Genomic DNA, 25,860 nt, shown 5'->3' on the forward strand with positions numbered 1-25,860 from the left:
TTAACCGCCTCCCACAAAATGAACGATCTCGATCTTGTCTCCGTCTGTAAGCTTCGTTGTGGAATGCAAATCTTTTGTTAATATTTGATCATTCCACTCAACCACCACCGTTTTGACACCTAACTCAAGAGAATCTATTAAATCGCTAACTGAGATAATAGAATCGTTAATTGGCTTATGTTGTCCGTTAATGAATAGCTTCAATGAACCAACCTGCCTTTCTCCAAGCTTCGCATAGGTGAGAATTCGGTTATTCCGAGATCTTCTTCACTCTCACCCGCGACAAGTCTGCTGATCATTTCTCCTGTTACTGCACTTAGAAGAATTCCATTACGATAATGCCCCGCCGCAATGTATAAACCTGTAATCCCTTTGTACTGGCCGATATAAGGCAATCCATCGATCGTTTGTGGTCTGAGTCCTGCCCAGCAACGAGCATAAGCAGCGTGTTCAAGCTGCGGAATCCATTTGCTTCCCTTCTGGAGCAGTTGAAGTATTCCTTTTACTGATACCGTCTTATCGTTATGAAAAGGGAGGCTCGTCGCCCCAATCCATATCTCCCCTCCTGGCTTAGGTACAAGATAAACATCATGTGTATAAATGGTATAATCCAATCTGATCTCAGGTGAGTAAACGGCTACAATTTCACCTTTGACAGCTACTGTAGGAAGATCGATCCCCAGGCTGGACAGCCCCCCTCTGATACCCAGTCCGAGTCCTGATGCGATAATGATGTTGTCACAAGCGTAGCTTCCTGTTGATGTTTCGACACCACAAACGTTTCCATTCCGAATATTAAGTGAAACCACGGGCTGTTGCTCCAGATAACGTGCACCTTTGACCCTAGCTCCATCAATCAGAGCTCTATTCAATTGGGCAGGCAGCAGCTGAAGCTGATCAGGATAATAATAAGCGCCTTCTGCTTGGTCACAGATCGCGGGAATCTCCCTTCTAAGCTTGAGTGGATTCCAGTACTCTTGATAATCCGTTTTCATGGATTCCATAGAATCATTCATAAACGGTGAGACAAAACCAGCACTATTCAATGCGACATCGATAGGAGTTAGAGCGGATAAATCATCAATTAAAGGTTTGATTAGCTTAAGACTGCGTTCAGCCAAATTTTTTAGCGCAGGAACTGCGAATGATTCTAAATGCGGCGCCAGCATACCTGCAGCAGCTCCTGAAGCTCCCGATGCCATCCCCTCTCCCTCCAACAGCAGAACATCCTTACCATCCCTTGCCAAGAAATAAGCAATGGCTGAACCGATAATCCCTCCGCCAACCACGATAAACTCTGACCTGCGAGCGGTATCCACGTTTTGCTCGTAATCTTGCATATCCGTCTTCCTCCTTACTTGATCGGTCCATAACGACAAAGTGCTTGATGATATTCTTGCACTGCACCAAGCGGATCTGCTGCATTCATCACTCCGGATATCACAGCGATACCTGATGCTCCTGCATTAACGAGTTCATCAATATCTGTCGGCTTAATTCCTCCTATCGCAATAACCGGAATATGCACCTCCATACAAACCCGCTGTAATGAGACGACTCCTCTCGGAGCAGCACCCGGCTTACTAGAGGAAGGATAAATATGACCGTACAATAAAAAATCAGCTCCCAGGTGCTCAGCCTGCTTTGCCTCCTGGAGGGAATGGACAGATACGCCAATACGTGTCTTTGTGATCCCACGTCTTGTCATAGAGCTCTTGAGAGACTCGATCTGATAAAGCTCCTTCATCCCGATTTGGAGAATGGCTGGCTCATACTCGTATACCAGATCCTCTTGACGATTAAGCCCTATCTTACTCACTGGAATGTGATGAAGGATCAGGGTATTTATGAACTGTTCGATTTCCTTCACGTTGCTGATTTTATCCCGGATATGTACAGCCGTCGTATAAGGCCATAGGGTAGAGAATATGGGAATCCAGTCAGATGGGGATGAGGAGGGAGAGATCACATGTAGTTCTAGTTCAAATTCGGGCTTCAATATGATAGATCACCTCCTTATTGAGAAAACAAGCCTGTGGGTAAATCCCCGCATGTCCCGCAAGCCATCGCGGCAACAAAAAAACCACTTCCTAATGGAAGTGGTTAAGTTTACATTGATAAAATGCAACAAAGACTGATACATGAAATCTACAGAGCGTATCACTATCGATGAATCATGAAGCCTGCGCTCTAGCATCCTATCAGTTCCCACTTCCCTACGCTGGTATAACCCAGATCAGGTACAAAGAGTCCGGAATCGATTCATTCCATCTCAGCCGCTCACGTGCAGCCCCCCTAGTGAAATTACTATACAGTTGTAGAATTACGTTGAATATGTTAACACATAAGCAAGGATTTGGAAAGTCTTAACTTGACTAGGATTTTAAACTTTAGTTGACCATTCTTCTACATTCCAGGTCTTGGTTACCCAATCCTCATAAAAATCCGGTTCGTGGGAAACGAGCAATACCGTGCCTTTGAATTCTTTGAGTGCACGCTTCAGCTCTTCCTTGGCTACCACATCCAAGTGATTGGTCGGCTCATCGAATAGAATCCAATTCGTCTCGCGCATCATGAGCTTACATAGACGTACCTTGGCCTGTTCTCCCCCGCTCAGCATGTTCAGCGGTCTTGTAATATGTTCATTCTTAAGACCACAGCGCGCAAGATGCGCACGTACTTCATGCTGATTCAAATGAGAGAATTCATTCCATACATCATCAATTGGTGTAATTTTGCCAGGACGTACTTCTTGTTCGAAATAAGCCGGGAATAGGAAATCCCCCAGATAAGTCTTCCCGCTCAGCGCAGGAATTTTTCCGAGAATTGTCTTGAGAAGCGTGGATTTACCAACGCCGTTACATCCGACAATGGCAATCTTATCTCCCCGCTCAATCGTCATGGTCATTTTGGGAAGCAGTGGATAGTCATACCCAATCTCAAAATCGATGCCTTCAAATACGGTCTTGCCGCTTGCGCGGGCATCCTTGAAACCAAACACCGGCTTGGCCGCTTCTTCAGGACGATCAATGCGTTCAATACGATCCAGCTGCTTCTCACGGCTCTTCGCCCGTCCTGAGGTTGAATATCGAGCCTTATTTCGCTGAATAAAATCCTCTTGCTTCTTAATAAATTCCTGTTGCTTCTCGTAAGCATCAATATGCTGATTCTTGTTGATATCAGCCATCTCAAGGAACTTGTTATAGTTCGCCGAATAACGGGTCAGCTTCGCAAATTCAAGATGATAAATGACATTCACGACCTGATTCATAAACTCTGTATCATGTGAGATCAGCATGAAGGCATATGGATAGTCCTTCAAATAACGAGTCAGCCATTCAATATGCTCAACATCCAAATAGTTCGTAGGCTCGTCCAGGAGAAGAACGTTAGGCTTCTCAAGAAGCAGCTTGGCTAGTAGCACCTTCGTCCGCTGTCCACCGCTAAGGGCTGATACGTCACGGTCAAGTCCTATCGCATTCAGACCAAGCCCATTCGCCATCTCTTCTACTTTGACATCAATCAAATAAAAATCACCAATATCCAGCTGCTCTTGAATCTCGCCCATTTCTTCAAGCAGCAGCTCTAATTCCTCTGGAGAGGCATCCGCCATTTTCTCGGTAATGACCATCATTTCTTTTTCCAGTTCAAGTAAAGGCAGGAAGGCGTCCTTCAATACGTCACGAATGGTTTTGCCCGGTGTCAGCTTGGTATGCTGATCCAGGTATCCGTAGCGGACTTTCGGTGTCCACTCTACTTTGCCGCTGTCCTTCAGCAGCTGTCCTGTCAAAATATTCATCAGCGTTGATTTACCTACGCCGTTCGCACCGACCAATCCCACATGCTCGCCCGCCAGTAAGCGGAAGGAAACGTTTTTAAATAATGTGCGATCTCCAAAATTGTGGCTGACATTTTCTACAGTCAATAAACTCATATAATGCAGTTACTCCTATCTTGTATGGCATTCGCCTTTAGTCTCTGATATTTAATCGAATATTCATTGAAGATTAGAGATGTATGCAAACTTTTCAAGCTTGCTGAAATCTCTAAAGCTCAATCCATCTAATATGATATATTAGCATAATTTGAAGGCTCACTGATACTAAGATTTTGGGAGTCAATGCAAAAATAGCATCCGCTATTCCATTTTGGCCGCCTCCCAATGTCAGGATTTAAGTCAATCGGGAACAGCCGGAGGCGGGCGATTAATGATGTAATGAAAAAAAGACCCGAAGCCGGGTCTTCTCCAGTAATGATTAATGTGGTACCTGTGGACTGAAATCATCCCGGCTCGATTGATCGGCATGATAGAACACAACATCTCCATCCAGTAAGCTAAAGGCTTGAGCGTATGCATCGAAGACTCTGTTTTGATATCCTTCCATCTTCCACTGATTCATTAAAGGAGCATGGATATACTGCAAATGCGGAGCATTAACCTTTCCTTCCTGAATGGATTCCAGATTGAAGTTTACGATAATATAACCGTTCTTCAGGAAGATAGGTGACTTCTCGTCAATTCCTCTATTCGTCCTAGCATATTCTGCGATATTCGTTCCTTGCCTCACCACATAAGGCTCGGCTGGCAGACTATACTCACCGTACCACTGCTGGATTGAGGCGTTCGCACGAAGAACATCACTGCTTGCCGTTGCCGGTATATTTGTCTTCGGTCCAATAAAGGTGCGCAGCTGCTCTGGAATCATTAGAAGATCCCATCCACCTACAGGGGTTTTCATTTTGGTAAACACCGTTTGATAATAACTCTGGTATGCACTCTCGGTAATCATGCCTGTATGAAGGGTGCCATCGTGATGATATTTGTACCTTGCCGTATCCTGAAGCTGTCCTGCCGGCACATTCCGCAGTCGTTCATTTAGAACGACATATCGCTGAACCTGATCTTCTTCTGATCCGATCCGGACAAAGTTCTGCTCCTTCGTATGGTAATAGAGATCTACAGGAACTCGGGTCTGTCCATCCTTCGTGACGAAATAAAAGCTAGGTGTAATCCGAATTCCATCCTGGGGACCAAACATATTTCCTTTGGTCTTGAAATCAAATTTGAAATGATAGCCTGTCTTAATGGCTACATTCTTGTACCCTTCGGCAGGATGGCTTCCCGGACGGATCGGCGTCGTAAATTTCTCATCGATTCCTCTCGGATCACCGTCAATACCCAAGGTTCCTACCCAATAAGATACGCCTGTTGGAGCACTGCTGCCCTCAGTTGTCCGGAATACATTTTCCCAGCTGTAGTCCGCAATATCGGTTATCCGAAAATCGTACAGCCTTCCAATGACCTCAACAGATACCTCATCACTTGCGATATGATGTATAAGATTCAGGTTAGCATCCTGCTCATCTTGAGCATTATAATCCGAAGGTGCATTTTCCGCGATATTCCTGAATTCTACCTGATAATCACCTTCATCCACCCATACAGGAAGATAAAAGGTCGTATCGAGCTGGGCTGCCGGTACATTAATCCATGTCCCTTGCGGATAGAAATGTAATTTGTCATGGCTGAACACATCAAAAGGGAATTTCACCTGCTTGATCCGATAATACTTCGCATAATCTCGGTTTCCATATCCAGGATAGCTCGTATGCTGTCCTTCCGTCGGAATTCTTACTTTAAACGGACGCTCCAAAATTAAGGCTGAACGATTCATGTTCGGATTCGTCTTCTGGTTATGAGCCTGATCGTCGGAGACGAGTGAGTAGTTCACCACAGGCGTATGTACGGTAACCTCATTGATGGGGGTTATTGGATAGCTACGAGTTCCTCCACCCCCCACCGCAGGCTGAATAACTGTATAATTAATAGTTCCAGTCGATGGGGCATCCGATTCATTCAGCAAGCTCTGGCTAATTAGAAGCTGATCCTCGTACAATAGGGTCTCTCCGCTATCCTTATAGGACCTGATCTTGGGTGCTTGAGGTATTTTCGTCGGACTAGGTCCATTCTGAATTACAGTACTCCCATCCATTACAGTGGTGGTTGTCCCTTTCCAAGTAAAATCGAGCGAATCATTCTTCACTTCGGGTGGTCCAGTCTGAGCTTCAGCCATTCCGAGCAATATCGAAGTATCATCAGGCGGTGAAGGCTTACTGTCTCCTCCATCGACTTCATCTGGAGTAAAGCTAATTGCGCCGCTGTTTTTTGGTATGACATGTTCCTCCACATTCTCAGACTTGTCGAGCTGCACAGAAGGAGGTGTATATCCATTAGGCCTTAACGTTACCGACTTTCCGGGCAGCGCATAATTTGACATCGTTCCTTGTTCAATACCATAAACCTCGAGGTTATTCACAGTCCAATAAGAGTAATCTCTTTCGAATGAAAATTGATAATTGACCTTTTCAGATACGGACTTCGGTTCTGGAGGTACTTCAACCATATTCCCATCCTCATCAGGTACGGGATCCTGTGCCTCCTCCCATTTCAGAACATAGGTGATCTCGGCGTTACAATCGTAAGTAATCGTACCTCTCTGCTGACCAAACGTATGCTGGTACAGATATGGATACGCCCAAGCGTTGGCGTACAAGTGCTCTGAGGTGGGAATTCCGATCGTCGCATCGAAATGAATACCATTCGCGGCGTCATCCGCTAGAATATGTCCTTGAGCCCCAGGATCCATAAAAGTCGTTGCAGGAGTGGAGCCTTGAGAAGGTGGATTAATCGTAGGAGTACACGCAGCCTTTCCTCCTGGTTGCTCCGGCTCTTCATCCGGATCACCACCAACCGTTACCGTGGCATAATCATATAGATGATATGGACCTTCTTCACTATCCCAGATCGCCGTAATTCGAGCAGTTCCTTCTCCAACGGCCGTCACTCTGCCTGCAGCATCTACAGTGGCTACCCCTTTGTTATCCGAGCTCCACTTCACACTGTCCCGATAAGAAACATCCACCCAGCTTGATTCCGTCCCATCATACTGAGTCGTTTTAACTTTTGCGTACAGTGGCTTCTTCTCATCGACGGCCATAGTCATGTCTTCTTCGACTTTTAGTTCTTTAATTTCTTTGATGAAGCCGGTGTATTCAATTGTTAGAGGTGTCTCATATTTAACTTGGTATTTGTTATCTCTATCAGGTCTTTGTCCATAGACTCGACGTTCAGCATGAGTATATAAATCAGAATCCAATGAAATTTTACCTGTTTTAGTTCTAATTACTGCAAACAAACTACCTCGTTCCCATTGTGGTTTACCTTCATAACCATAATTTGTTGAATTGACGTATTCAATATTTTCTAATGCCAGTTCTTTAACATGTTCAACTCTGTATGGATTGCCTTGGAAATCGATTAATGAATTTGGTGCATAATTCCTAGTATTGATTTTGTCAGTAACAAAATTCTCAGCTTTAGGCCATGCGTTATCCCCAGATCCAACGGTAGAAGTCTCCACCCTATCTGCACCTTCATTTCTAACTGCAGACCATTTTTCATCATCGCCTTGAGTCCAAGTTGTTGCTGGGTTAGGCTCACTAAAACCAATTACTTTAACTTTCAAGGTTTGTTTTTTGAAAGATGGGATATTACCATTGTTAGGAGTTAAAATAGCCTCTTTTTCATTAATAGGAGGGTACCCATTTTCCCACAAACCAAAGACTTGGTTTTGACTCAAAAACGTAATCAGAACAATGAAGAAGAATGCAATTGACAGCAAATATTTTCTCATCTTACATCCCCATTGTTATATATTTCATTTATTGATTACTCTAAGATAGGTACCATTATCCATAGTTACATCAATTAATGTATTCTTAGTTATGTAGCGCACAACCCATAAAGTGACCCCATCCCTATGTTTGGAGAAGTACTTAGCTGTTTCATTATTAGGTAATGTTTCGTAACCATATTTTTCTGGTAATTCACTATAGATAGTTTCTCCTCTTAACAACTTCGCTCCCGAATTACTGTAATGACTTGAGCTGAAGTTGCTAGCTTTAGGATATATTGTTATCTGCATATATACAGGATAAATTCCTTTTTGTTGTGTGAGAAATGTTTTATTTCTCTCAGAGACAAACACATCCGCATAGATACTTTGCTTGTTAATCCAATCCTGTGTATTTACAGCAATGGCCCTATGAAAGACTAAACTACCTCCTCCATTTTTAAATGTAAACTTCTTACCTGACATATCAGCAAATGTGTCGCCCGCGGTAGTAAACGGAGTTACTAATTCCAAATTCGATTTTTCCGTACCTACGGCACGCAGCTCTGTTAAATCTGCGAACGAATTTGCGGATTTGCTAAGCACGCTCTCCAATCGAAGGACAATGGCGGAGACTTCTGCCCTGGTTGTCGTTTGGGTAAGTCCAAAGGTCCCATCCGTGTAACCTTTCATTAGGCCTGTCCCCATCACAATCGCAATAAATGGAGCCTTCGTCTGACTGATCTTACCTTGGAAATATTCTTTCACTGGAAGAACTGTAGTTTTGGTATCTGACCAAGCCTGCTTGTACTCGGCATCATTTGCTGCAAATCCAGAGCTCAGCCATTTTGCCATTTCTTCTCTGGTCAAGGCTTTTCCGGGTTGAAATCCGTTAGGATAGTCTGTCGCCTTGATGAAACCCATACCTACCGCTGCATTTACCGCGGATTCTGCCCAGTGACCTTTCATGTCTGAAAAACCAGCAGTACCCTGAACCGCTTCATAATTAGCAACTCTTGCAATTAACGCTGCAAACTCAGCACGTGTAATATTGGCTTTAGGACGAAAAGTTCCATCTGAATAGCCTTTGAAATATCCTTTCTCCACTGCAGTGGAAATGGATTGATTGGCCCAATGAGTAGAAGGAACATCCCTAAACTTACTGTTAGCTGCACTGACAGGCAGTGAGCTCCCTAGAATGCTAACGGATATAAGGGCTCCTGCTAATATTGAGCTCATCAGTTTTTTCATTTTCCTATCACTCCTGTTATGTATAGTTGTTTTCTTGCTCCAGCTGCCTACTAATTAAAATTAGCTATAATTCTAGTATTTTATCGGAAAATCACTATACATATTTTATAAAAAAATCCATTTTTCTACTTGTCTATCAATGTGCATTATTGATGCATCCATATTCAAAATAGCCCGCAGCTGCCGCTTCCTTAGATGTTGTAAAACGTTCCATCGGCACAAATGCAAGATTACAGGTGCTTGGGTAATAGTATTTAATCCCTGTCTCTGCATCAATTCCACCTACAACAGGCGTTGTCTTCACGAGCCTGCCTCCCGAAAATGCATAATTGTTATAGTATCCGGCTCCAACCGGAATGCCTTGGATGAATGCCATCACTCCCACATCATCAATGGTGTTGTACCATTCCTCCTGTGGAATTACTGGAAGAGTAAATTGATAGGCATAGCCATTACGCAAGGCTTTCTCATTATGAACGTGGATAGCGTACGCGAGATCATCCTGAATCTCACTAACAATCGTTTGTCTTCTTACTTGATCAAAAGTATCAGCATCTTGTAGGAGTGGGATACGGGTAAGAGATCGTATTTCATCCAAATACCCTTCCACCCATTGACCCGTCCTGTGCTCATATGCATATACATAATCATCCAAAGTAAATCGGACCGTATTCCCCAGCTCATCCGCATAGATGTACATTTTTTTCTCAGTCCATAGATGCTCTTCTGCATTCCGGCCTTCCTGATTCGTATAGGGAGTACTCTGATAGATGTAATAGCCATCATAGTCAATGACTAGAAGTGCGGGCAGGTATGTCATAAAAGCTAATTGAGCTGATTGATCTTCATCCAAACCAAAGTTAATGGAGATCGTATGCATAAAGGTATCCAGCAGAAGATCCTTATCTACCCTTGTAAATTTGGACGAGGCATAGCTGGTTTCGAGCAAAGGATCTTCATTCAAATTCATCACACTGCTTGCGTCCTGTACCGCTGTTTGAACAGCCTGCGTATACTGCTGCTCAAGCCTTACAGCCTCGGCTTCATCCTTCATGTCCATGCTATAGAACCAGAATACAGGAAAGAAGATGAGGACGAAGAGGATGGCATAATCAGTAATCCTCATTAATGACCATTCCTCCGTAGTTCACATGAATCGAGCTTCCATTTCCCTGATCGAGCAGTAACCATTCCTTGAATAGATCAGCTGGAGTTTTGTTGGTATTCATACAAGTTACACGAAAAAAATCTCCTGCAGTAAGCTTGTATACTCGGGCTTGATCATCTCTGGACATTTCATTATCCGGAAACAAAACCCCCATGATCTGTTCATCGTAATAACCATCCAGCACGGCTTCGAACTTTCCTGTAAACGTCGCTTGATTCATCGGGTCTGTATATTCAGGGACATACTTCTTGTGCATATGCTCAAGCTTAACGTCAAACGTGTTGCCGGTAAGTGCCAATTCTTCTTGAAACTGCTCGTACATAGTCGGTGTAATATACCCTTTCGTCCGCACCGCATCTACAAATTTAGTCACTGTGTTATATGTCGTCAGCCGGGATAGATCATCCTGTCTTCCAGCAGCTTCAACTGCCGGGTACACATAGAGGAGCAGGACAGCAAGCAGAGCTGCAAGTATTTTGGATACACTGTTCATCACTAAGCATCTGCCGCCTTTCGATAATGAATTTGCTTGAGCTCGCGAGCGGGTCCTCTTATATATTCCACGCTGTATTCAGCTCCGGCTTGAAGTTCAATGTTGTCAGCCGCTATGCTTCCGTCAACATATATGATAATGTCCTCCTGTGGAAACTCTATCATGCTGCGTACATAAGCACTGCTGACCGTAGGTCTTACTGCTTCTCCAAGGATGGTCCGTATACGGCCATCCTGTTCTGATTGATGGATATGTCTTGCAGATGATGCAGTTTCCATCGCAGATACTAGAGATACAGCTAATAAACATGCGCAAACCCAGGTCGTTACAGCTACAGCGATAAGCAGCATGGATCTAGTGTGTTCTCCCAGATCACAACCCCTTCTCTCTTTCCATAATTAAGCAGCTCTCATTACTTGCTCTCACTATTAATGCAAGTGCTTAGGACTGTACAAATAGTAAACCTCTCACTACGTTGGAGTTGTCCTTTACCACGGTTGCTTTAAATCTGCCGCTAGGATTAACGTATTCGTTCAAACGCTCATTCAACGTATCGTTCAGGACTCCACTGGTACCGCCTTCCGGATTAATGACTTCCCCATATCCATTATTCGTGTCGGAGCTGGTATTCAACGGGTATCCGTACCACTGACCTTCTGGATTCTTGCCTGTTTTGATATAGATCCCGAACTGATCTTTACCTGCAAATTTTCGTAGCGCATTCGTCACTTGGGATCCACTGATTGTTGTTCCGTCATACACAGTAAAAGCAGCCTGTGACAGCTCGGTCTGAATATCGGCAAAATTGTTCTGTGCTGTCTTCGTTGCCTCCTGAGCGGAAATAAATAGAATAACGACGATCGTGATCAGCGCAATAGTAAGAAAAATACCTGCAGCTACTTTAAGAGCAGATGATGCATTTTGCATGGTTATACCTCCGATATAATTTGATATATTAGGAATGCATTTTATAACTCATTTAAAAATTATGATTGGTTTCACGAGAGTCTGGCTCAAAGCTTCTGTATTTGCTCATAATAGATATTCATTTGTGCGAAGCTCACCGTAATCAGCGGAATAACTAGATAAAGGAAGATTAGAGAGTACATCGGCGTGAAACCGATCATTTTTCCCCATTCCGCTTTCTTGTCAATCATTTGGGCATACTCCTGCCTTCGCTGTTCGAAATAAAACGACATCTGCCCTTCCAGATCATCAAAGGCTTCCTTGATCGTAATTGCACCAAGAGACAGCATAAGCTTATCTATCATTCTTTGAAATTCAGGCAATGTCACTTCTTCTTTAAGCAGCTCCAGTGCTGCTTCTGGTCCCTGTTCGAAATGAAGCAGACATTTTTGAAGCGGTGTTTTGAAAATGACAGCAAAACGGTTCAGCCACTCCAAAATTTCTTCAACTGACATTCGGTCCATCTCTCTTAATATAGAAATCACTGTCTGATATTGATAAATTTCATGCTTCATATCCATACTCCGAACTTTACGCTGCATGTATAGCAGCAATAACGGTAGTTGAAACCCTACATACCCGATTCCGAAGCAGAGAGCCAGCTCCCACCACTTAAGGAATTCATCATTCCAAGCTTGAAGCTTGTCCATAATTCGGGGTACGGACGCAAGGACTGTTTCTTGATCTGGCGAATTTGCAGATATCGCAAGGAGTGATCGTTCAACTTCTTCATAAGAGCTGTGAGCATTCATATTCAGATCACGCATTACCTTCTCGTCCAGCTCACTCCATGCGCGTGCTTCCTCGAGCTCATCATCAGGCAGCTTTCCAAAGATTGTCGTCTGGGTCACCGGCTTCGTCAGAATGTGCTGCTTCTCAACATGATGCAAGTACAGCACACTTCCAAATGCGACGAAAAAGCAAATACTGGCACATAGAAGCCGCCTTACCACAAACCACTCCACTTTCAAATGCGTATTCGTATCACGGAGCAGCTTGACCATTGAATGATATCGTTTGGTACCTGGCTGGGGCACAAAGCTTGAAACGAATGGTTGTATCCATTTCAAGCGATAAATCTTTTTTTCAAGGATTCTTTTTTGCTGAGTAATCCGAAATGTCGTCTCCTGATTACGCTGCAGCTGCTGAAGCATGAGATAACAACCAATAATGATGACGTAGATGGATAATAGAATGATGAACCCCATCTTGCTGTCATAAAATTCATTCATGGTCGGAAAGCTGCTTCTGGCCCAGTTCTCGATTGGCTTCGTAAAGAAGACCGGAATGAGACTGATCAAATTCAGTCCTTTTAATAGATAATCAAGCTTATCCAGCCGCAGTATTTCAAGATGGATCTCTTGAGTCAGGCTGCTGATCCCTGTTAAATATATGGAGCTCTGATCCGCATGCTGATCACCGAATTCCATGACCATATAGGAGATTCCGGCAAAGGCTTTCAGGAAGCGATTGGGAGCTGTCTCATAATATCGCTCAAGTGCTTCATCCGGGTTAACAGAGGTTAAGGCCGCATAAATATGCATTGCATGCCGGGCAGCCTCCCCATTAGCGAACTCCGCAGCTTCATACAGCGCTTCTTCCACCATACCGTGCTGATGGTACCTGTGACGTACATCGGCGAACAATTCAATCATTTCAGACAATAGCTTCCTCTCTTGCCTTGCTACCGTCATATCCAGGAATAGGCTGTTAATGATCACTCCAACAAGACAGGACAGTATAAGGAAGCTGATCCCTGGCTGTAGAGAGAACAGGATGCCTCCTGCGGTGAGAAAAGAAATCCAGATGGACCATGTAAGCTTCATCGTCTGACATCGGAGCGAGTACTCGCTCATCCCCTGCTGATAGCTTAATTTTTTCCTCACCAGCAAGATGTAACCCGACAGCACAGGAATCTTGATTCCTACCAAATAAGATTTAGTAAAAAAAACATGAAGGAATGCTGCTAGCTGCGCAGATGTACTTATTGCATTGGAATTGTATGGAACCGCTCCTACTCGCTGCTCTTGCTGACGCTTGACGCGAGATATCAATCCGATTACAGCTATAAATGCGGCCAGAGAGATAAACAAGAGAATCAGCAGCCATTCTTTAAGAGACATGAGCTTCACCCCAATGTGCCAGAAGCCAGCGTTCAAACGACTCGGCATCTTCCTTGTTCATATGCGATAGCATTTCTACTCTGTTGGCCTCAGATATCTCAGAAGCGATGTAGTATCTCCCTGCTCTATACTCAACAATATTTCTATATGTAAAAGCGGGATGCCCTGATCGCAAATGGCCTGGAACCAGCACACATTCTGTGATCCGTTCGATATACCTTCTGCCGTCTGCGTCCTTTCTCAAATGAATATCAAAATTGATTACACTTGCTACCTGTTCCTCGGCTATAGACTCCTGGCTGAACATTCCCGCCTTTAGGAGCGAATTTCTTAAGGAGAAGATAAGATCCGGAAATGTCTTGGCATGATGCGTAAAGACCGTAAACAAGCTGGCAACCTGTGACATCTGTATCATCCATGCGGCTACCTCGTCGCTTGCGACTTCACCAAGAATATTGACCGTTCCATCGGTCTTCTTCTGTAGATCCAGACCTTCTTGTCCTGAGATATGATCTGTTTCCCGGAAAGTTAATATGTTACGCCTGCTGTATAGCTTCCTTAGATGCAATTCAAAGGCCATTTCCTGTACCCGAAGCGTGTGATAAGGATAGATATGCTTGATCATCGCCATTAATAGTGTTGTTTTACCTGATCCCTGTGCTCCCGTAACGGCGGTAATACGGCTGCCCTTCATGAGATACTCGATGAATTCAATGACCGGCCCTGCATTCTCACCAATAATTAATTTAGATAGAGCTGTATTCTGCAGATCAAACTTACGAACAAAGAATGCCCAGGACTCGGAGAACGGAGGACGAACCACGACCACCCTTGAGCCGTCCTTCATCTCGTTTACTTTGTAGCCTTTTGATTCCGACAACTGTCCGGGATGATTATATTTATAAATATTTTGGCAGACTCTTCTCAGCTCCCGCTCTGTTCCAAAAGACAAAAAGGAAAGATGGATGGACTTGCCTTTGTAAAATATCCAGACACTCTCTATGGATTTCGAAGGAATGTCATCTTCACTATCCATTGTTATAGGAATACCTTTGTTAAATCCATCACGGGGAAACGCAGACAAATCTGTACCCAGCATCCCGCTTACACCTCCACTGACTCCATCGATTCGCTGGTCACGAATTTCGTCAACGACAGAAAATCCCTTGTATTGCTGATAGATCCGTTGAACGACAATGTTCAGCTTATCGGCAAAATGGAGCTCTCTATACTCGCATGCGAAGATGTGTCTTATATCCTCCTCTGTTATCGCATAATAGCCTGCAGCATCCTCCTGATCCCATCTCAGTTCAGCCAAATCATAGGTATCAATTAGGCTTGAAAGTGCCTCTGTTCCATATTGTTGTTTATACAAATAAAATACGATTTCAAACTGATCCTGAACGTTTAAGTTTAGGGTGTGATTAAACGGAATTGCTTCGTCAATGCTCTTCTCATTTAGTCCATAGCTATGAAGCAATAAATCCTTGATTAAATTTTTGACAAATGCCTTATCACTGACACTTCCGGAGATACAATCTTTGAGGGCGCGTCTCATCTCGGCCCGCTGATTTAATTTTCGTTTGTATTCCTCTTCGTGCAATCCTGCATCTGCAAGCTGGCTATGACTGAGTTCATGCAGCGACTGCTTGATATACTCCGTCAAATTCTCGATCGTACTGGGTTCATGATGAACTCCTAAGGATATTCCAGAATAAGCTTTGGTCCTCGTTCTTATCCGTAACATGATCAATATCATACAGATGCAAACCAGGCAGATGAGAAGAGCATTCACCGCAGCCTCTCCTCGCATCTATGCTCCCCTCTCCAGCTGCTTCAAGATCGTACGTAAACCTGCATTGTCCATAATACATTTGGCCAGCTCCCTAATGCTCGAAGCATGCTCACCCCGTTGACCGTTTTTCTTGTCCTGATTCATGTTCTGCTGCAAATAAGAAGGCACATCCCGCCGATTCCACGCATCCTTGAATTCAGTGCAGTAAGGCACAGCAATGACCGGATGTTTGTAATTAAAGCGCCGCTTCATATTGTTTATGGAACAATGGGAATCTGCGTCGTATTGCCCAACTGTCACAATAACCTTTTTGTTTTCCAGGTCTTTTTTTAATTCTGTATCGCCAAAATAATGTTCTAGCACCCTCAAGTTTTGATCCAGGTTAATGACTACCACATCAGCATCCTTCAACACTTCTCGCTCCATCCTGTCTCTATTTCCGGCATCCAGCATGACAAGATCGTACACCTCACTTGCCGTCTTTAATACCGAAGGCATATATTTTGAATACTCTTCGATTACATCTACCCCATTCAGCACTCTAGCTCCCGGCAGTAAATCCAGCTGTCTGGACACAGGCACCGTATAATCTCTGAATTTATCTCTCGTAAGGTTGCCGCTTAAATAGAGCCGTAGCAGCGCGTCCCACCCAGTGGTTGCAAAAATGTTCGTCATATGGTCCATGGTGTCCTCTCTGACCGGCAGCGCTGCCTCTATACTATCTCCCGCTCGTTGCATATGCATGGACAAGACACGAACATGGTGCGTGAGTGTAATCATCAGTGCGGATAAAATAAGGTGAGAAGACGTCCCTCTTCCGTTTACCGGACTCCAAAATACTACAGTGCTCATGCTCTCTTCCTCTCTCTCATTTGTATTGCCCGCCTCGTTTCGGCAGGCTCAAAGCCAGCCACCATTTCCATTAATTCAGCAAGCGATTTCTTGTAATGTCTGGAGTAATGCCTAAAGCTGCGTCTTCGATGATGCTCGTTCTCGAGCCGAACCGCTGTATCCAGTTCATCTAAGCGGAACGATACCGGGCTGCCCTGAAAATCAATCGGACTGTCCTCGTAGTAGGCCCAGATATAAGACTCGATGTGCGTATCTACTGCGTCTAAATACAGCCTATAGAACGGAGGAAGCCGATCTGCAGACAGCTGACTGCACAGCTCTTTGATCCATGCTTTGCCACACTCCAGGGTCTTGCGTGAATAATCCGTCGCCCATACTCTTGCAGTAGCAGATAACCATTGATCCGTGTTCAGGAACTCCGCAAGCTCGATGTCTAAGATCATAAAGTCATAGAGGACATCTTCATTCATCTCGAGTAACGCCTGCTCAACCTCGTTAAATTGCCGATACCCCGTGGCTACATCAAAGCCTTCATATTCTGTAACGGCTGGAGTGGAATGACCTTCCTCAATACAATATCGATATCGCCCATCTACAGTACCATCGACTAGAATGACCCGATATCCGCTGACAGATAATATTTTGCTAAAATTTAGCAGCAAGTCGGTTTTGTTGCTCGGCCCGGCAAATACATAGCTTTTCACTCAGATCCCCCTTCCGGTGCCGCATCCATATTCGTATCCTTCCATAGGGTCTCCTCATCATTTGATGCATTTAATAGACTATTGCCATTGTCTGATTGCTCGTTCATGTTGTTATTCCAGTTCGACGTTCTGTCGTCATTCGCCCGAGCGAGTCCATCTTCAATGGATTCTGACACCATGTAGTTGGATGAGGAAGATTCATTTAATGCCCTTTCCAAGGAACTGCGTAGCTGCGTAGCAAGTGCCTGCTCGGCGAGATCTACGATATTAGGATTAGATTCAATCAGCGTCAGCACTTCCTCATTGGCCGGATAGGTTGGTATTGCACGTTCTTGGAGTTCAGGTTCTACATATGTAAGAGAATATAATGAGGCTTTGTGAAGATAGGCGTCTACCATGGCACTGGATAAGGTGAGTATCTCTGCTTCTGTTAAAGTCATCCACATCGTAGCTCCATCCAGATCGTGAACCTTCTTCTTGGATAGTACAATGTAATCCTGACCTGTCGGGAACTGAATTCGCACATCAATCCGATCTCCTGCATTCAATAGTGAGGGACGAGCTATAACTGAAATTTCACGATTCCTCAAGTCATCGGGTGTCGGCTCCTCCTCATATAGCATTGCCGCAGTCAGCGAAGTCCCGGCCTTGAGCTCAATCTTCGATACACTTCCTGCAATATCATCCAGCTCGCTTATTAAATTGACTGGCGCTTGTCCTTGCGGCACCTTCACGGCCCTTACATCTGTATCTTTGATTAAAGCACCTGCCGGAATATCATGTACCATGACATAACCTGTCCTGCTATCCTTCTGTTCGGCTACGAGCTGCTTTTTGATCTCCAGAAGTTCCTGTTCATGCTTCGATTCAAGTGAATCTGCGGTGTTCTTGTCCATTTTCCAGTCGTACAACAGTAATCCACTAAATAAAATACTTGCTGCTCCCGCTCCGATTAATCCGGCAACTATTTTTTTCTTGCTCTGTTTACGAAGTTTAGACACTCGTGGGGTCTCCTTTACTAAACTCTTCTTATGCTTTTTTGAATAGGAACCTTCTTCTCTTGCTAATAGGTTTAATCGTGTCTAACAGCTCCTGCAATACCTCATCCATATGCTCTGTACGGTCAAAAGGATCAACATGTGGTGGAATACTATATACTCTAGGTGTATCTATCCTTTTTCTCATTCTGTTCACCGTCTCCTTGGAGGCAAGGGGCAGCAGATACGTCCATTTTAATTTGGGCTGATTAGGATACGATTGCAAAAACGATGCTATGTCATCCTGCTTCCATTCGGCAGCAGCATTTACAACTATAGGAAGATCACTTCTGAAGAATTCTTCCATCTGGCTATAGTCCCTCTCGCTCCCCAGATCTAGGACGACATATTGATAGCTGCCTCCAAGCAGCTCAACCATCTCATATTTGCTGCTCCTCTGGACGTAATGGACTCCTTCAATATCGAAGCTCTTGGCTTGCATAAGTTCAGCATCACGGTATGCAATCGCCTTAATCCTGGAAAAAGCAACGGACCTCTTCGACATCTCAATTACGGCCACCTTGCTGCCCAGTCTGGCTAAATAATGGCTTATCGCAATTGCGGTGTGTGTTACACCTGCTCCAGCTGCTGTACCGATGAGCGCGATAATTCGAGTACCTTGCATCATACCGCCAGACGCTCTAATCACATTTCCGTGCTCATAGTGTTCAGATAATCTGTACATTTCCTCTCTAAGCTCTTTGATCGATTGATATCGGGCCTGTGGTTCATACCTTAATAGACGTCTCATAACGGGTATATATTTACGAACGCTATCGTTCCTAAGCAGCTGCTCCACACCAGCGATCCATTCACTATGTGCGCCTCTGGTTGACATGTACAGAAATAATGCCCCCAGACTGTATAAATCGCTCCTTGCATCCGTCTGCCCTGAACCAAATTGTTCAGGAGCTGCGAATCCGATCGTACCAAGCTTCACGGTATCTTCATTACCAGAGAGCTTGTACTTCCTTGCGATTCCAAAATCAATCAATCGAATCTCATCATGCTGGGCGATCATAATATTACTGGGCTTCAAATCACGATAGATCATCGGCGGAGTGAGCCCATGTAAATAATCCAGCACCTCCATAATTTGATGAATGATTCTAGTTATCGTATTCACCGGTATCTGAAATTTCTTCTGATGCAGGTACTCCTGGAGTGTTATTCCGTCAATGAAGTCCATGACCAAATAACTGTATCCTTCCTCATCCGGTGCAAAAAAATCTACAATGTGCGGCAGTCTGGAATGCTGCAATGTAATTAAGGTCTCCGCTTCTGACACGATACTCCCATGGAACTCTGGACGGCTTACATTTTCCTTGACAGCCCATTTCTTGCCGGGCAGCTTCAAATCCTCAGCTAGATAAACATGGCTCATGCCGCCAGTTCCAATTTTTCGAATCACATGATATCTCCCTCCGAGGACAGAGCCTCGTTCCAAACGGGAAGGCTGCTTCATCCAAAACCCCCTAACAGGCACAAAAAAAGGAAAGCCCCTATAGCGGTCTGCAGTGTCCTGCTGAACCTTTGCTATAGGGATGCTTTCCCATTTCCATACTGGTTAATTTTGGGTTAATTATATGACATAGACAGGGATATGTAAAGTGTTTTTTTACTTTATATAGCAAAAGAGGATCACGGCTATAATAGACGGACCCTCTATATAAGATCATGCGGCTTAGTACTTAATCATATAAAGCGTGATTTCATCACGGTTATGGAACAGCTGCTTAGCTCTCTGCACCTGCATTCGGGAATTCTCGAATACTTCGATAACTTCCCGGATTAGGGCCATCGGCTTCTTATGCATAAGTTTAACCGTTACGACCGCTGTTCCTCCTGATTGAAGACTATCCAGTAAGCCTGTAACCAGTTTGGCCATAAGCTTCGGACTCCAGCTCATATCACATACGAGCAGATCAAATTCATTATCTCTGAATTTGACATCACCCGCATTCTTGGAGAGGTACTTCAGATTCGGATGGTCCAGCAGGGAAGGGTTCATTTTCGCCGGATCTACCGCTGTGACATGAAGGCCTCTTTCCAGAAGGAATGAAGTCCAGCCCCCCGGAGCCGCGCCGATATCGAGTGCACGATGAAAGGACGAGAAAGGGATTCCCAACGTTTTTTCGGCCTCCAGCAGCTTGAACTTCGCTCTTGAGATTTGTCCCTCTTCCTTCTGAAAACGAACTGCACCTCCATTCCAATCGGACAAGTTATCCGCAGGAGCAGAAACACCGGCATACAAACGTTCTCCTGTAAGATAAACAGAAACAACCCTGTCGGCCTCTTGAACCGTATGTTCTGCATGCAATCCATCAATGTCGGCAAGAATATGCTGCTTTAATGCACCCGAGGTTTCCGTCCATGCGCTTTCTTCGGTCTTACGCACTTGCAAGGCAAATGTCCCTTCTTGAAGAGCAGGATGTGCCAGTAAATAGCGATACAGGCGGGCAAATGAAGCCTCTTGATCCTCTACATTCTCTTCAAACTGAACCGGGAACACATGTCTTAAGAATATGAGCGGCTCCCTCGTGAGCAGCTCGTTAACTGCTGTCTGCTCTCTCGGCAGGGTCGCCAGGAAGACTTCGCTCTGTACTATAACTGAGCTTTTCACACTCCCAAATACTCTTCGCAGCTCTTCTTGCGCATACGGGGCAAACCCATGATTTGCGGTACAAATGAATCTTGCAGAATGTGCTTCTGCGTATTGTTCTTGATTAGTCAAAATAGGTTAACCTCCACTGCATACCCGTATCCATGGTCTGTCCTCGAACCAATCCAGCTCTACAGCAATACCATAGGTATGCATTATTGTTTCTTTTGTCAATACTTCCTTCTTAGGCCCTGCGGCCGCAACCATGCCATCCTTAATAAGCGCAATATGAGTAAATAAGGGCATAATTTCTTCAATATGATGAGTAACATATACGACCGAAATATCTTTCTTCCCGATCTCATCAACCGCTGACAGCATTTTTTCTCTCTCGAATAAATCAAGACCCGAGCACGGCTCGTCCATAATCAACAACTTAGGCTGTGCCATGAGCGAGCGGGCGAGGAGCACCTTTTTTCTTTCACCTTGAGACAATGTCCCAAATGGCTGCTCCGCCAAATGAGCGAATCCAATCTCGGCCAGCCGGGCATGCGCCTGCTCCTTCACTTCGTCAGGAATATGCTGATAGAAGCGTAAAAACGCAAAAGCACCCGTGGCTACAACCTCCCATACGGGATCCTTCAAAGCAAGCTTTTCTATCAGTGTTTGACTGATATAGCCAATCTCCTTGCGTACCTCGCGCACATCACATTCACCATATAAATAATCCAGTACTTTCACCTTGCCCTCAGAGGGAAACATATAGCCCATGATCATCTCAAGTATGGTCGTTTTACCGCTGCCATTTCTACCAAGAATGACCCAGTTCTCTCCCTTCCTCATCTCAAGGTTGACATCCTTCAATATATCCTTGTCTCCCCGGCGAAGACTGACGTGCTCCATTTCGATCATATGATTACCCTCCTGATTTGAGAGAGCAGATGCTCTACGGATTCCATTCGATATATCGATTTAGGGAGTTCTTTTGCACCGCTAAACAGCAACACGGCAGGGACACTCCTGATCTGATATTGCTGCACGAGACTTTGAATCTGGGTTATATTCGCTTCATATAGAATGCCTGAAGGTAGTAGGTGCTCACATACCTCCAGCATACGCCGAGCTGCATGACATGTACCGCATAAGGGAGTGTAGACATACAAGGCAAAAGCTTGTCCCTCCCAAGCCATCTTCAAAATTTCCTGTTCAGTAGCTTCAATCATGCTAATCCTGCCCCACTGTCCGTGCAATGCTCTCAAGCAATTCATAAGGAATGGGACCGTTATGCACTTCCACATCTTCAGGCTTGTTTGAATACAGCAATTCATACATGGCTCTTCTGCCATAGTCACTGGAGGTATGCAGGTATATTTTCTCGGGATACACCTTGTGTTCTACAATAAAAGAAGCGATCTCAAGCCCTGTCGGCTTGCCATAACCCAGATCGTAGTCTAATGACAAAATGCTTACACCATATTCATTTAGCAGCAGCTTACATTCATCTGCATCTCGTGCGAGTGTAAATCCTGGAGGGCATGCCCGGTAATCATCCATAAATATATTCATGAACCGCTCTCCTCTCCTCGTTAGTTCATTAGCCAGGAGCGAATTTGCTCGATATCGTCCTTGTGACTGCCATCGTCACCTTTTTCACTTTCGAGAACCCAAATGCAGTCTGCGAGCTCCTGACGATGTAACAGCCATGACAGTCCTTCCGCCCCGATTTGTCCTCTGCCGACCCGTTCATGCCGATCTTTAAACGACCGGAAGCCATATTTGGAGTCATTGACATGGACGGCAACGAGCTGAGCCCAATACCCCGTCTCATGTCCCTTTTGTATCATATGGTCATCCGTCGTCCCATTCCATAACCCGCTTGCAAAAGCATGGCAAGTATCGAGACAGAATCCGATCGCTTCCGCATGACTCGACAAGTTTCGAATCTGAACGATTTCTTCCATCGTTGTGCCCATTGGACCATGATCCCCTGCCTGATTCTCAATCAGGAGCTTGGCCTTACCAGACCAGCCGGATAATACTTCATCCATAAACTGGATCACATTGCGATAGGACTGCAGCGGATCTTCTGTCTTCGCATGTCCAAAATGGACAACCACACCTGCTGAGCCACAAGCCTCTGCAATCTCCAGATCATTTTTGAGAGAGGCAACCATCGACTCGTACAGATCCGTTCCTTTTAACTTCCCTACAGCGGGATTCGTAGGATAAGGCGAATGTGCAATAGACTGGATATGATGGTCAGTACAATACAATTTACATCTTGCAGCCTCCGTCTGATCATAGGCCTTGGTCCCTAGACCACGAGGGTTCTTTGGAAAATACTGAAATGAGGTTCCTCCCATGTCATACGCCCTCATTGCAGCCTGTTTATATCCGCCCCTCGTGCTTACATGTCCCCCAATGTACAAATCAGGCTTCTTCCTTCTGACATTCCGGACAGTAAAAAGCTTTCTTGCCCGTAATCAGCGTCTTGGTAATGATCCCCTTATTGCAGCGCGTGCAGGTTTCCCCTTCACGATCGTATACTCTGCATTGTTCGTTGTATTTACCAGTGAGTTCATCACCTTCATACAGCGGCATTTCCATATATCCTCCACCTGCCGTGGCTTCTCTCAAGACAGATTGAATCGATCGGTACAGCCTGCTTGTTAATTCACCAGATTCCAATATCTTTTGGATCTTCGTGCTTGGTGTGAGACTTGCTGCGAATGCGATCTCATCTGAATAACAGTTACCAATTCCCGCAATGACCTCCTGATTAACAAGCGTCGATTTGATTGTTCCTCTTCTACCTTTCAGCACAGCTCTGAGCTTATCCTCAGTGAAGCGGTAATCAAGCGGTTCTGGCCCTAATTCTGACATAGCCTCATCCGTTTCCTTCGCACTCAGCAGATGCAAATATCCTAATCTTAGTCCGATAAAATATAAAGTTATATCGCCGAATTGGATCTCAATCTGAGTATTACGATCTGGACGCTGATCTTCTGTTCCTAAATATAAAATACCGCCAAGCATCAAATGCAATACCAATCTGCGGCCTGTGCTCAGGTGAAATATCAAATGCTTTGCCCGGCGCTCGATATATACGATTCGTGTATTTAGTAGTGAAGATGTGAATTCGTCTGAAGTGACATTTATAGATTTTTCACGATTAAGGGTCACTTTAGTTATCGGAATATCTAATATTCGATCAGATAATAGCTTCTTGTAATTCTCCATTTCCGGTAGTTCCGGCATCTTTGCATTCTTCCTTTCACTTGTTGCTGTCCATGTTACATTATACGCCATTCACTAGATGCTGCTCACCAATTTGTGTAAATCTTCATAAATTTCATCTGGCTTAATGCCTGTCGCACGAACATGGGCATCCATATTCTCTCTCGTCGTTACACCCGTCAGCACTAGTATCGATGAACAGCCTGCTGCTGCCCCAGCTGCAATATCTGTACGCATATTATCTCCAATGACGGCAACCTCAGCCGCCGGCAGTCCTAATCTGTCAATTGCATGCTTCATCAAAATGCTTGAAGGCTTGCCAATGACGACTGGCTTCACCTGCGTAGCTGCCTCAATTGCAGCCCCTATGGTTCCAGCTCCCGGCGTCAGACCGTCATCTGCAGGAAGCTGCAAGTCAGGATTCGTCATGATAAACTGAGCTCCACCGTTAATCCAGCGCAGAGCCTGAGTGAGCTTATGGTATGTAAATTCACGATCAATTCCTTGGATCACATACTCGGGAGACGTTTCCGTTATTTCAAGTCCCGCAGCTTGAATGGCTTGATACAATCCATCCTCTCCGATATACGCTACTCTGGCACCTGGTGATTCCTTAGCTACATACTCAGCCGCGGCCACTGCCGACGTACATACTTCTTCCCCGGCCGCCTCAATGCCCAAGGACCTCAGATGCTCAGCCACTCCTTCCGGAGTTCTTGAAGAATTGTTTGTTACATATAAGTACGGAATGCCTGAATTCCGCAAATGCTGAATGAGCACATCTGCTCCATCAATCCGGTGCTTCCCATGATATATAGTTCCGTCCAAGTCGAGCAAGTAGGCTTTCGGTTGTGACAATTCATTTCACTCCTTACAAAAAAAGAATAAAACCGCAGTATGTACGCTGTTAGATAAGCATTATGCCCATCGTACATTCTTTTTAAATCGATTGCAAAACGTGAGTAGCAGGGCCTCTGCCTACCCTGGTTAGACCTGAATCAGCTCGTGCTCAGCTGCGAGTATCGTATTTGAAAATATTTCACTCGCCTCGCTTAATAGCGGCTGAAGCTGCTCCTCATCCTTATACCTTGAACTGAAATGCGTCATAATCAGCTTCTTCGCACCTGCCTCTTTTGCCGCTTCCGCTGCTTGTCTGGCAGTACTATGATAGTATTCATGCGCTGTAGAGGCCAATTCATGCAGAAAAGTCGCTTCATGAACGACGACGTCCGCTCCAGCCGATAAAGGCACTACATGAGCGGTCGGCCTAGTGTCCCCGAGAATCGTAACGATCTTCCCTCGTTTTGGAGCACCCAAAAAATCCTGGGCATGAAGCACAAGACCATCTCCAAGATCCACACTTTCACCACGCTTCAGCTTGCCAAATAGCGGACCTGGCTTCAAGCCATGAACTGCGAGCTTATTGGGGTCAAGACTACCCGGACGATCCTTCTCCATTACTCGATAGCCATAACTGTCGATTCTATGCTCTAGAAGAGCCGATTCCACGATAAACGTATCATCCTCGAAGATCATACCGCCCTCATGCTCTATAATGCTCAGCTCATAATTGATTCGAGATTGACTAAGCTCAAGCGATATTTCCACATATTTTTTAATTCCCGGCGGCCCGTACAACGTAAGAGGTGTCGTTCCTCCCTGATAAGCACGGCTGGATAACAGACCCGGAAGTCCGAAGAGATGGTCGCCATGCAGATGAGTAATGAATATTTTTTCGAGTCTGCTTAGTTTGAGTGGAGATTTCAAGAATTGATGCTGTGTACCTTCTCCGCAATCAAACAGCCAGATAGAACGACGTTCCTCCAGCATGCGAAGTGCAACAGCCGTAACGTTTCTCTGTAAAGATGGAACACCCGCATTGGTCCCCAAAAAATATAGTTCCACGATTGTATCACCTCGTTATATTTGGATTAGAGAATCAATTTCATAATACCTTTA

General features: G+C 44.8%; 24 protein-coding genes and 1 riboswitch. All 24 genes read right to left on the reverse strand.

Annotated features, from left to right (window positions below):
* The 24 genes from thiS to rnz all read right to left on the reverse strand — a co-directional run bounded on the left by thiS (position 1) and on the right by rnz (position 25,806).
* Positions 1 to 204 (reverse strand): sulfur carrier protein ThiS, encoded by a 204-nt coding sequence (gene thiS, locus ACFSVM_RS13455; RefSeq protein ID WP_379262687.1) that lies wholly within the window; start codon positions 202 to 204, stop codon positions 1 to 3.
* The gene (thiO, locus tag ACFSVM_RS13460) at positions 201 to 1,340 is read right to left on the reverse strand and encodes a glycine oxidase ThiO (RefSeq protein WP_379262689.1); all 1,140 of its coding nucleotides are present in this window, start codon (positions 1,338 to 1,340) and stop codon (positions 201 to 203) included. The genes thiS and thiO overlap by 4 nt, the downstream gene beginning before the upstream one ends.
* A 14-nt stretch (positions 1,341 to 1,354) precedes the next feature.
* Entirely contained in the window at positions 1,355 to 1,999 is a 645-nt protein-coding gene (locus ACFSVM_RS13465; RefSeq protein ID WP_076312768.1) for a thiamine phosphate synthase, read from the reverse strand.
* 197 nt (positions 2,000 to 2,196) lie between these two features.
* Positions 2,197 to 2,307, reverse strand: a riboswitch (TPP riboswitch).
* Between the two features lie 76 nt (positions 2,308 to 2,383).
* On the reverse strand, positions 2,384 to 3,934 hold the full coding sequence (locus ACFSVM_RS13470; RefSeq protein ID WP_076312769.1) for an ABC-F family ATP-binding cassette domain-containing protein: 1,551 nt from the start codon (positions 3,932 to 3,934) through the stop codon (positions 2,384 to 2,386).
* Between the two features lie 322 nt (positions 3,935 to 4,256).
* Positions 4,257 to 7,694, reverse strand: a complete 3,438-nt coding sequence (locus ACFSVM_RS13475; protein WP_379262692.1) for a DUF5704 domain-containing protein — start codon at positions 7,692 to 7,694, stop codon at positions 4,257 to 4,259.
* A gap of 24 nt (positions 7,695 to 7,718) precedes the next feature.
* Entirely contained in the window at positions 7,719 to 8,924 is a 1,206-nt protein-coding gene (locus ACFSVM_RS13480; RefSeq protein WP_379262695.1) for an S-layer homology domain-containing protein, read from the reverse strand.
* A 136-nt stretch (positions 8,925 to 9,060) separates the two neighbouring features.
* Positions 9,061 to 10,050 carry a hypothetical protein gene (locus tag ACFSVM_RS13485; RefSeq protein ID WP_379262697.1) on the reverse strand — a complete coding sequence of 330 codons (990 nt, stop codon included), beginning with the start codon at positions 10,048 to 10,050 and terminating at the stop codon, positions 9,061 to 9,063.
* Positions 10,037 to 10,588: a hypothetical protein gene (locus ACFSVM_RS13490; RefSeq protein ID WP_379262699.1), complete on the reverse strand. Its 552-nt coding sequence runs from the start codon at positions 10,586 to 10,588 to the stop codon at positions 10,037 to 10,039. Before ACFSVM_RS13490 ends, ACFSVM_RS13485 begins: the two co-directional genes overlap by 14 nt.
* A complete protein-coding gene (locus ACFSVM_RS13495; RefSeq protein ID WP_090724061.1) occupies positions 10,588 to 10,935 on the reverse strand; it encodes a hypothetical protein in 348 nt (115 codons plus the stop codon). Before ACFSVM_RS13495 ends, ACFSVM_RS13490 begins: the two co-directional genes overlap by 1 nt.
* Before the next feature lie 91 nt (positions 10,936 to 11,026).
* The gene (locus ACFSVM_RS13500) at positions 11,027 to 11,512 is read right to left on the reverse strand and encodes an ABC transporter permease (protein WP_076312775.1); all 486 of its coding nucleotides are present in this window, start codon (positions 11,510 to 11,512) and stop codon (positions 11,027 to 11,029) included.
* 86 nt (positions 11,513 to 11,598) lie between these two features.
* Positions 11,599 to 13,722, reverse strand: coding sequence for a hypothetical protein (locus ACFSVM_RS13505; protein WP_379262702.1), 2,124 nt, complete (start codon positions 13,720 to 13,722; stop codon positions 11,599 to 11,601).
* Positions 13,664 to 15,487 (reverse strand): ATPase, T2SS/T4P/T4SS family, encoded by a 1,824-nt coding sequence (locus tag ACFSVM_RS13510; RefSeq protein WP_379262704.1) that lies wholly within the window; start codon positions 15,485 to 15,487, stop codon positions 13,664 to 13,666. The genes ACFSVM_RS13505 and ACFSVM_RS13510 overlap by 59 nt, the downstream gene beginning before the upstream one ends.
* Entirely contained in the window at positions 15,488 to 16,321 is an 834-nt protein-coding gene (locus tag ACFSVM_RS13515) for a hypothetical protein (RefSeq protein ID WP_379262706.1), read from the reverse strand.
* The gene (locus ACFSVM_RS13520; RefSeq protein ID WP_076312779.1) at positions 16,318 to 17,025 is read right to left on the reverse strand and encodes a hypothetical protein; all 708 of its coding nucleotides are present in this window, start codon (positions 17,023 to 17,025) and stop codon (positions 16,318 to 16,320) included. The genes ACFSVM_RS13515 and ACFSVM_RS13520 overlap by 4 nt, the downstream gene beginning before the upstream one ends.
* Entirely contained in the window at positions 17,022 to 18,026 is a 1,005-nt protein-coding gene (locus ACFSVM_RS13525) for an SAF domain-containing protein (RefSeq protein ID WP_090724056.1), read from the reverse strand. The genes ACFSVM_RS13520 and ACFSVM_RS13525 overlap by 4 nt, the downstream gene beginning before the upstream one ends.
* 28 nt (positions 18,027 to 18,054) lie before the next feature.
* Entirely contained in the window at positions 18,055 to 19,527 is a 1,473-nt protein-coding gene (locus ACFSVM_RS13530; protein ID WP_090724055.1) for a serine/threonine protein kinase, read from the reverse strand.
* A 219-nt stretch (positions 19,528 to 19,746) separates the two neighbouring features.
* Entirely contained in the window at positions 19,747 to 20,799 is a 1,053-nt protein-coding gene (locus tag ACFSVM_RS13535) for an SAM-dependent methyltransferase (protein ID WP_379263005.1), read from the reverse strand.
* 3 nt (positions 20,800 to 20,802) lie between these two features.
* Positions 20,803 to 21,576 (reverse strand): ABC transporter ATP-binding protein, encoded by a 774-nt coding sequence (locus ACFSVM_RS13540; protein ID WP_076312783.1) that lies wholly within the window; start codon positions 21,574 to 21,576, stop codon positions 20,803 to 20,805.
* The gene (locus ACFSVM_RS13545; RefSeq protein WP_090724050.1) at positions 21,573 to 21,887 is read right to left on the reverse strand and encodes a thioredoxin family protein; all 315 of its coding nucleotides are present in this window, start codon (positions 21,885 to 21,887) and stop codon (positions 21,573 to 21,575) included. The genes ACFSVM_RS13540 and ACFSVM_RS13545 overlap by 4 nt, the downstream gene beginning before the upstream one ends.
* Position 21,888: 1 nt before the next feature.
* Complete coding sequence (locus ACFSVM_RS13550; RefSeq protein WP_076312785.1) at positions 21,889 to 22,230, reverse strand: cyclic-phosphate processing receiver domain-containing protein; 342 nt, start codon at positions 22,228 to 22,230, stop codon at positions 21,889 to 21,891.
* Positions 22,231 to 22,250: 20 nt separating this feature from the next.
* On the reverse strand, positions 22,251 to 23,093 hold the full coding sequence (locus ACFSVM_RS13555) for a deoxyribonuclease IV (protein WP_076312786.1): 843 nt from the start codon (positions 23,091 to 23,093) through the stop codon (positions 22,251 to 22,253).
* Between the two features lies 1 nt (position 23,094).
* A complete protein-coding gene (locus tag ACFSVM_RS13560; RefSeq protein ID WP_076312787.1) occupies positions 23,095 to 23,922 on the reverse strand; it encodes an Fpg/Nei family DNA glycosylase in 828 nt (275 codons plus the stop codon).
* 54 nt (positions 23,923 to 23,976) lie between these two features.
* Positions 23,977 to 24,759, reverse strand: coding sequence for a TIGR01457 family HAD-type hydrolase (locus ACFSVM_RS13565; RefSeq protein ID WP_076312788.1), 783 nt, complete (start codon positions 24,757 to 24,759; stop codon positions 23,977 to 23,979).
* A 129-nt stretch (positions 24,760 to 24,888) separates the two neighbouring features.
* Positions 24,889 to 25,806, reverse strand: a complete 918-nt coding sequence (gene rnz / locus ACFSVM_RS13570; protein WP_379262711.1) for a ribonuclease Z — start codon at positions 25,804 to 25,806, stop codon at positions 24,889 to 24,891.
* Positions 25,807 to 25,860: the final 54 nt, after the last annotated feature.

Source organism: Paenibacillus shunpengii, assembly GCF_042684905.1.
Taxonomy (GTDB): Bacteria; Bacillota; Bacilli; order Paenibacillales; family Paenibacillaceae; genus Paenibacillus; species Paenibacillus shunpengii.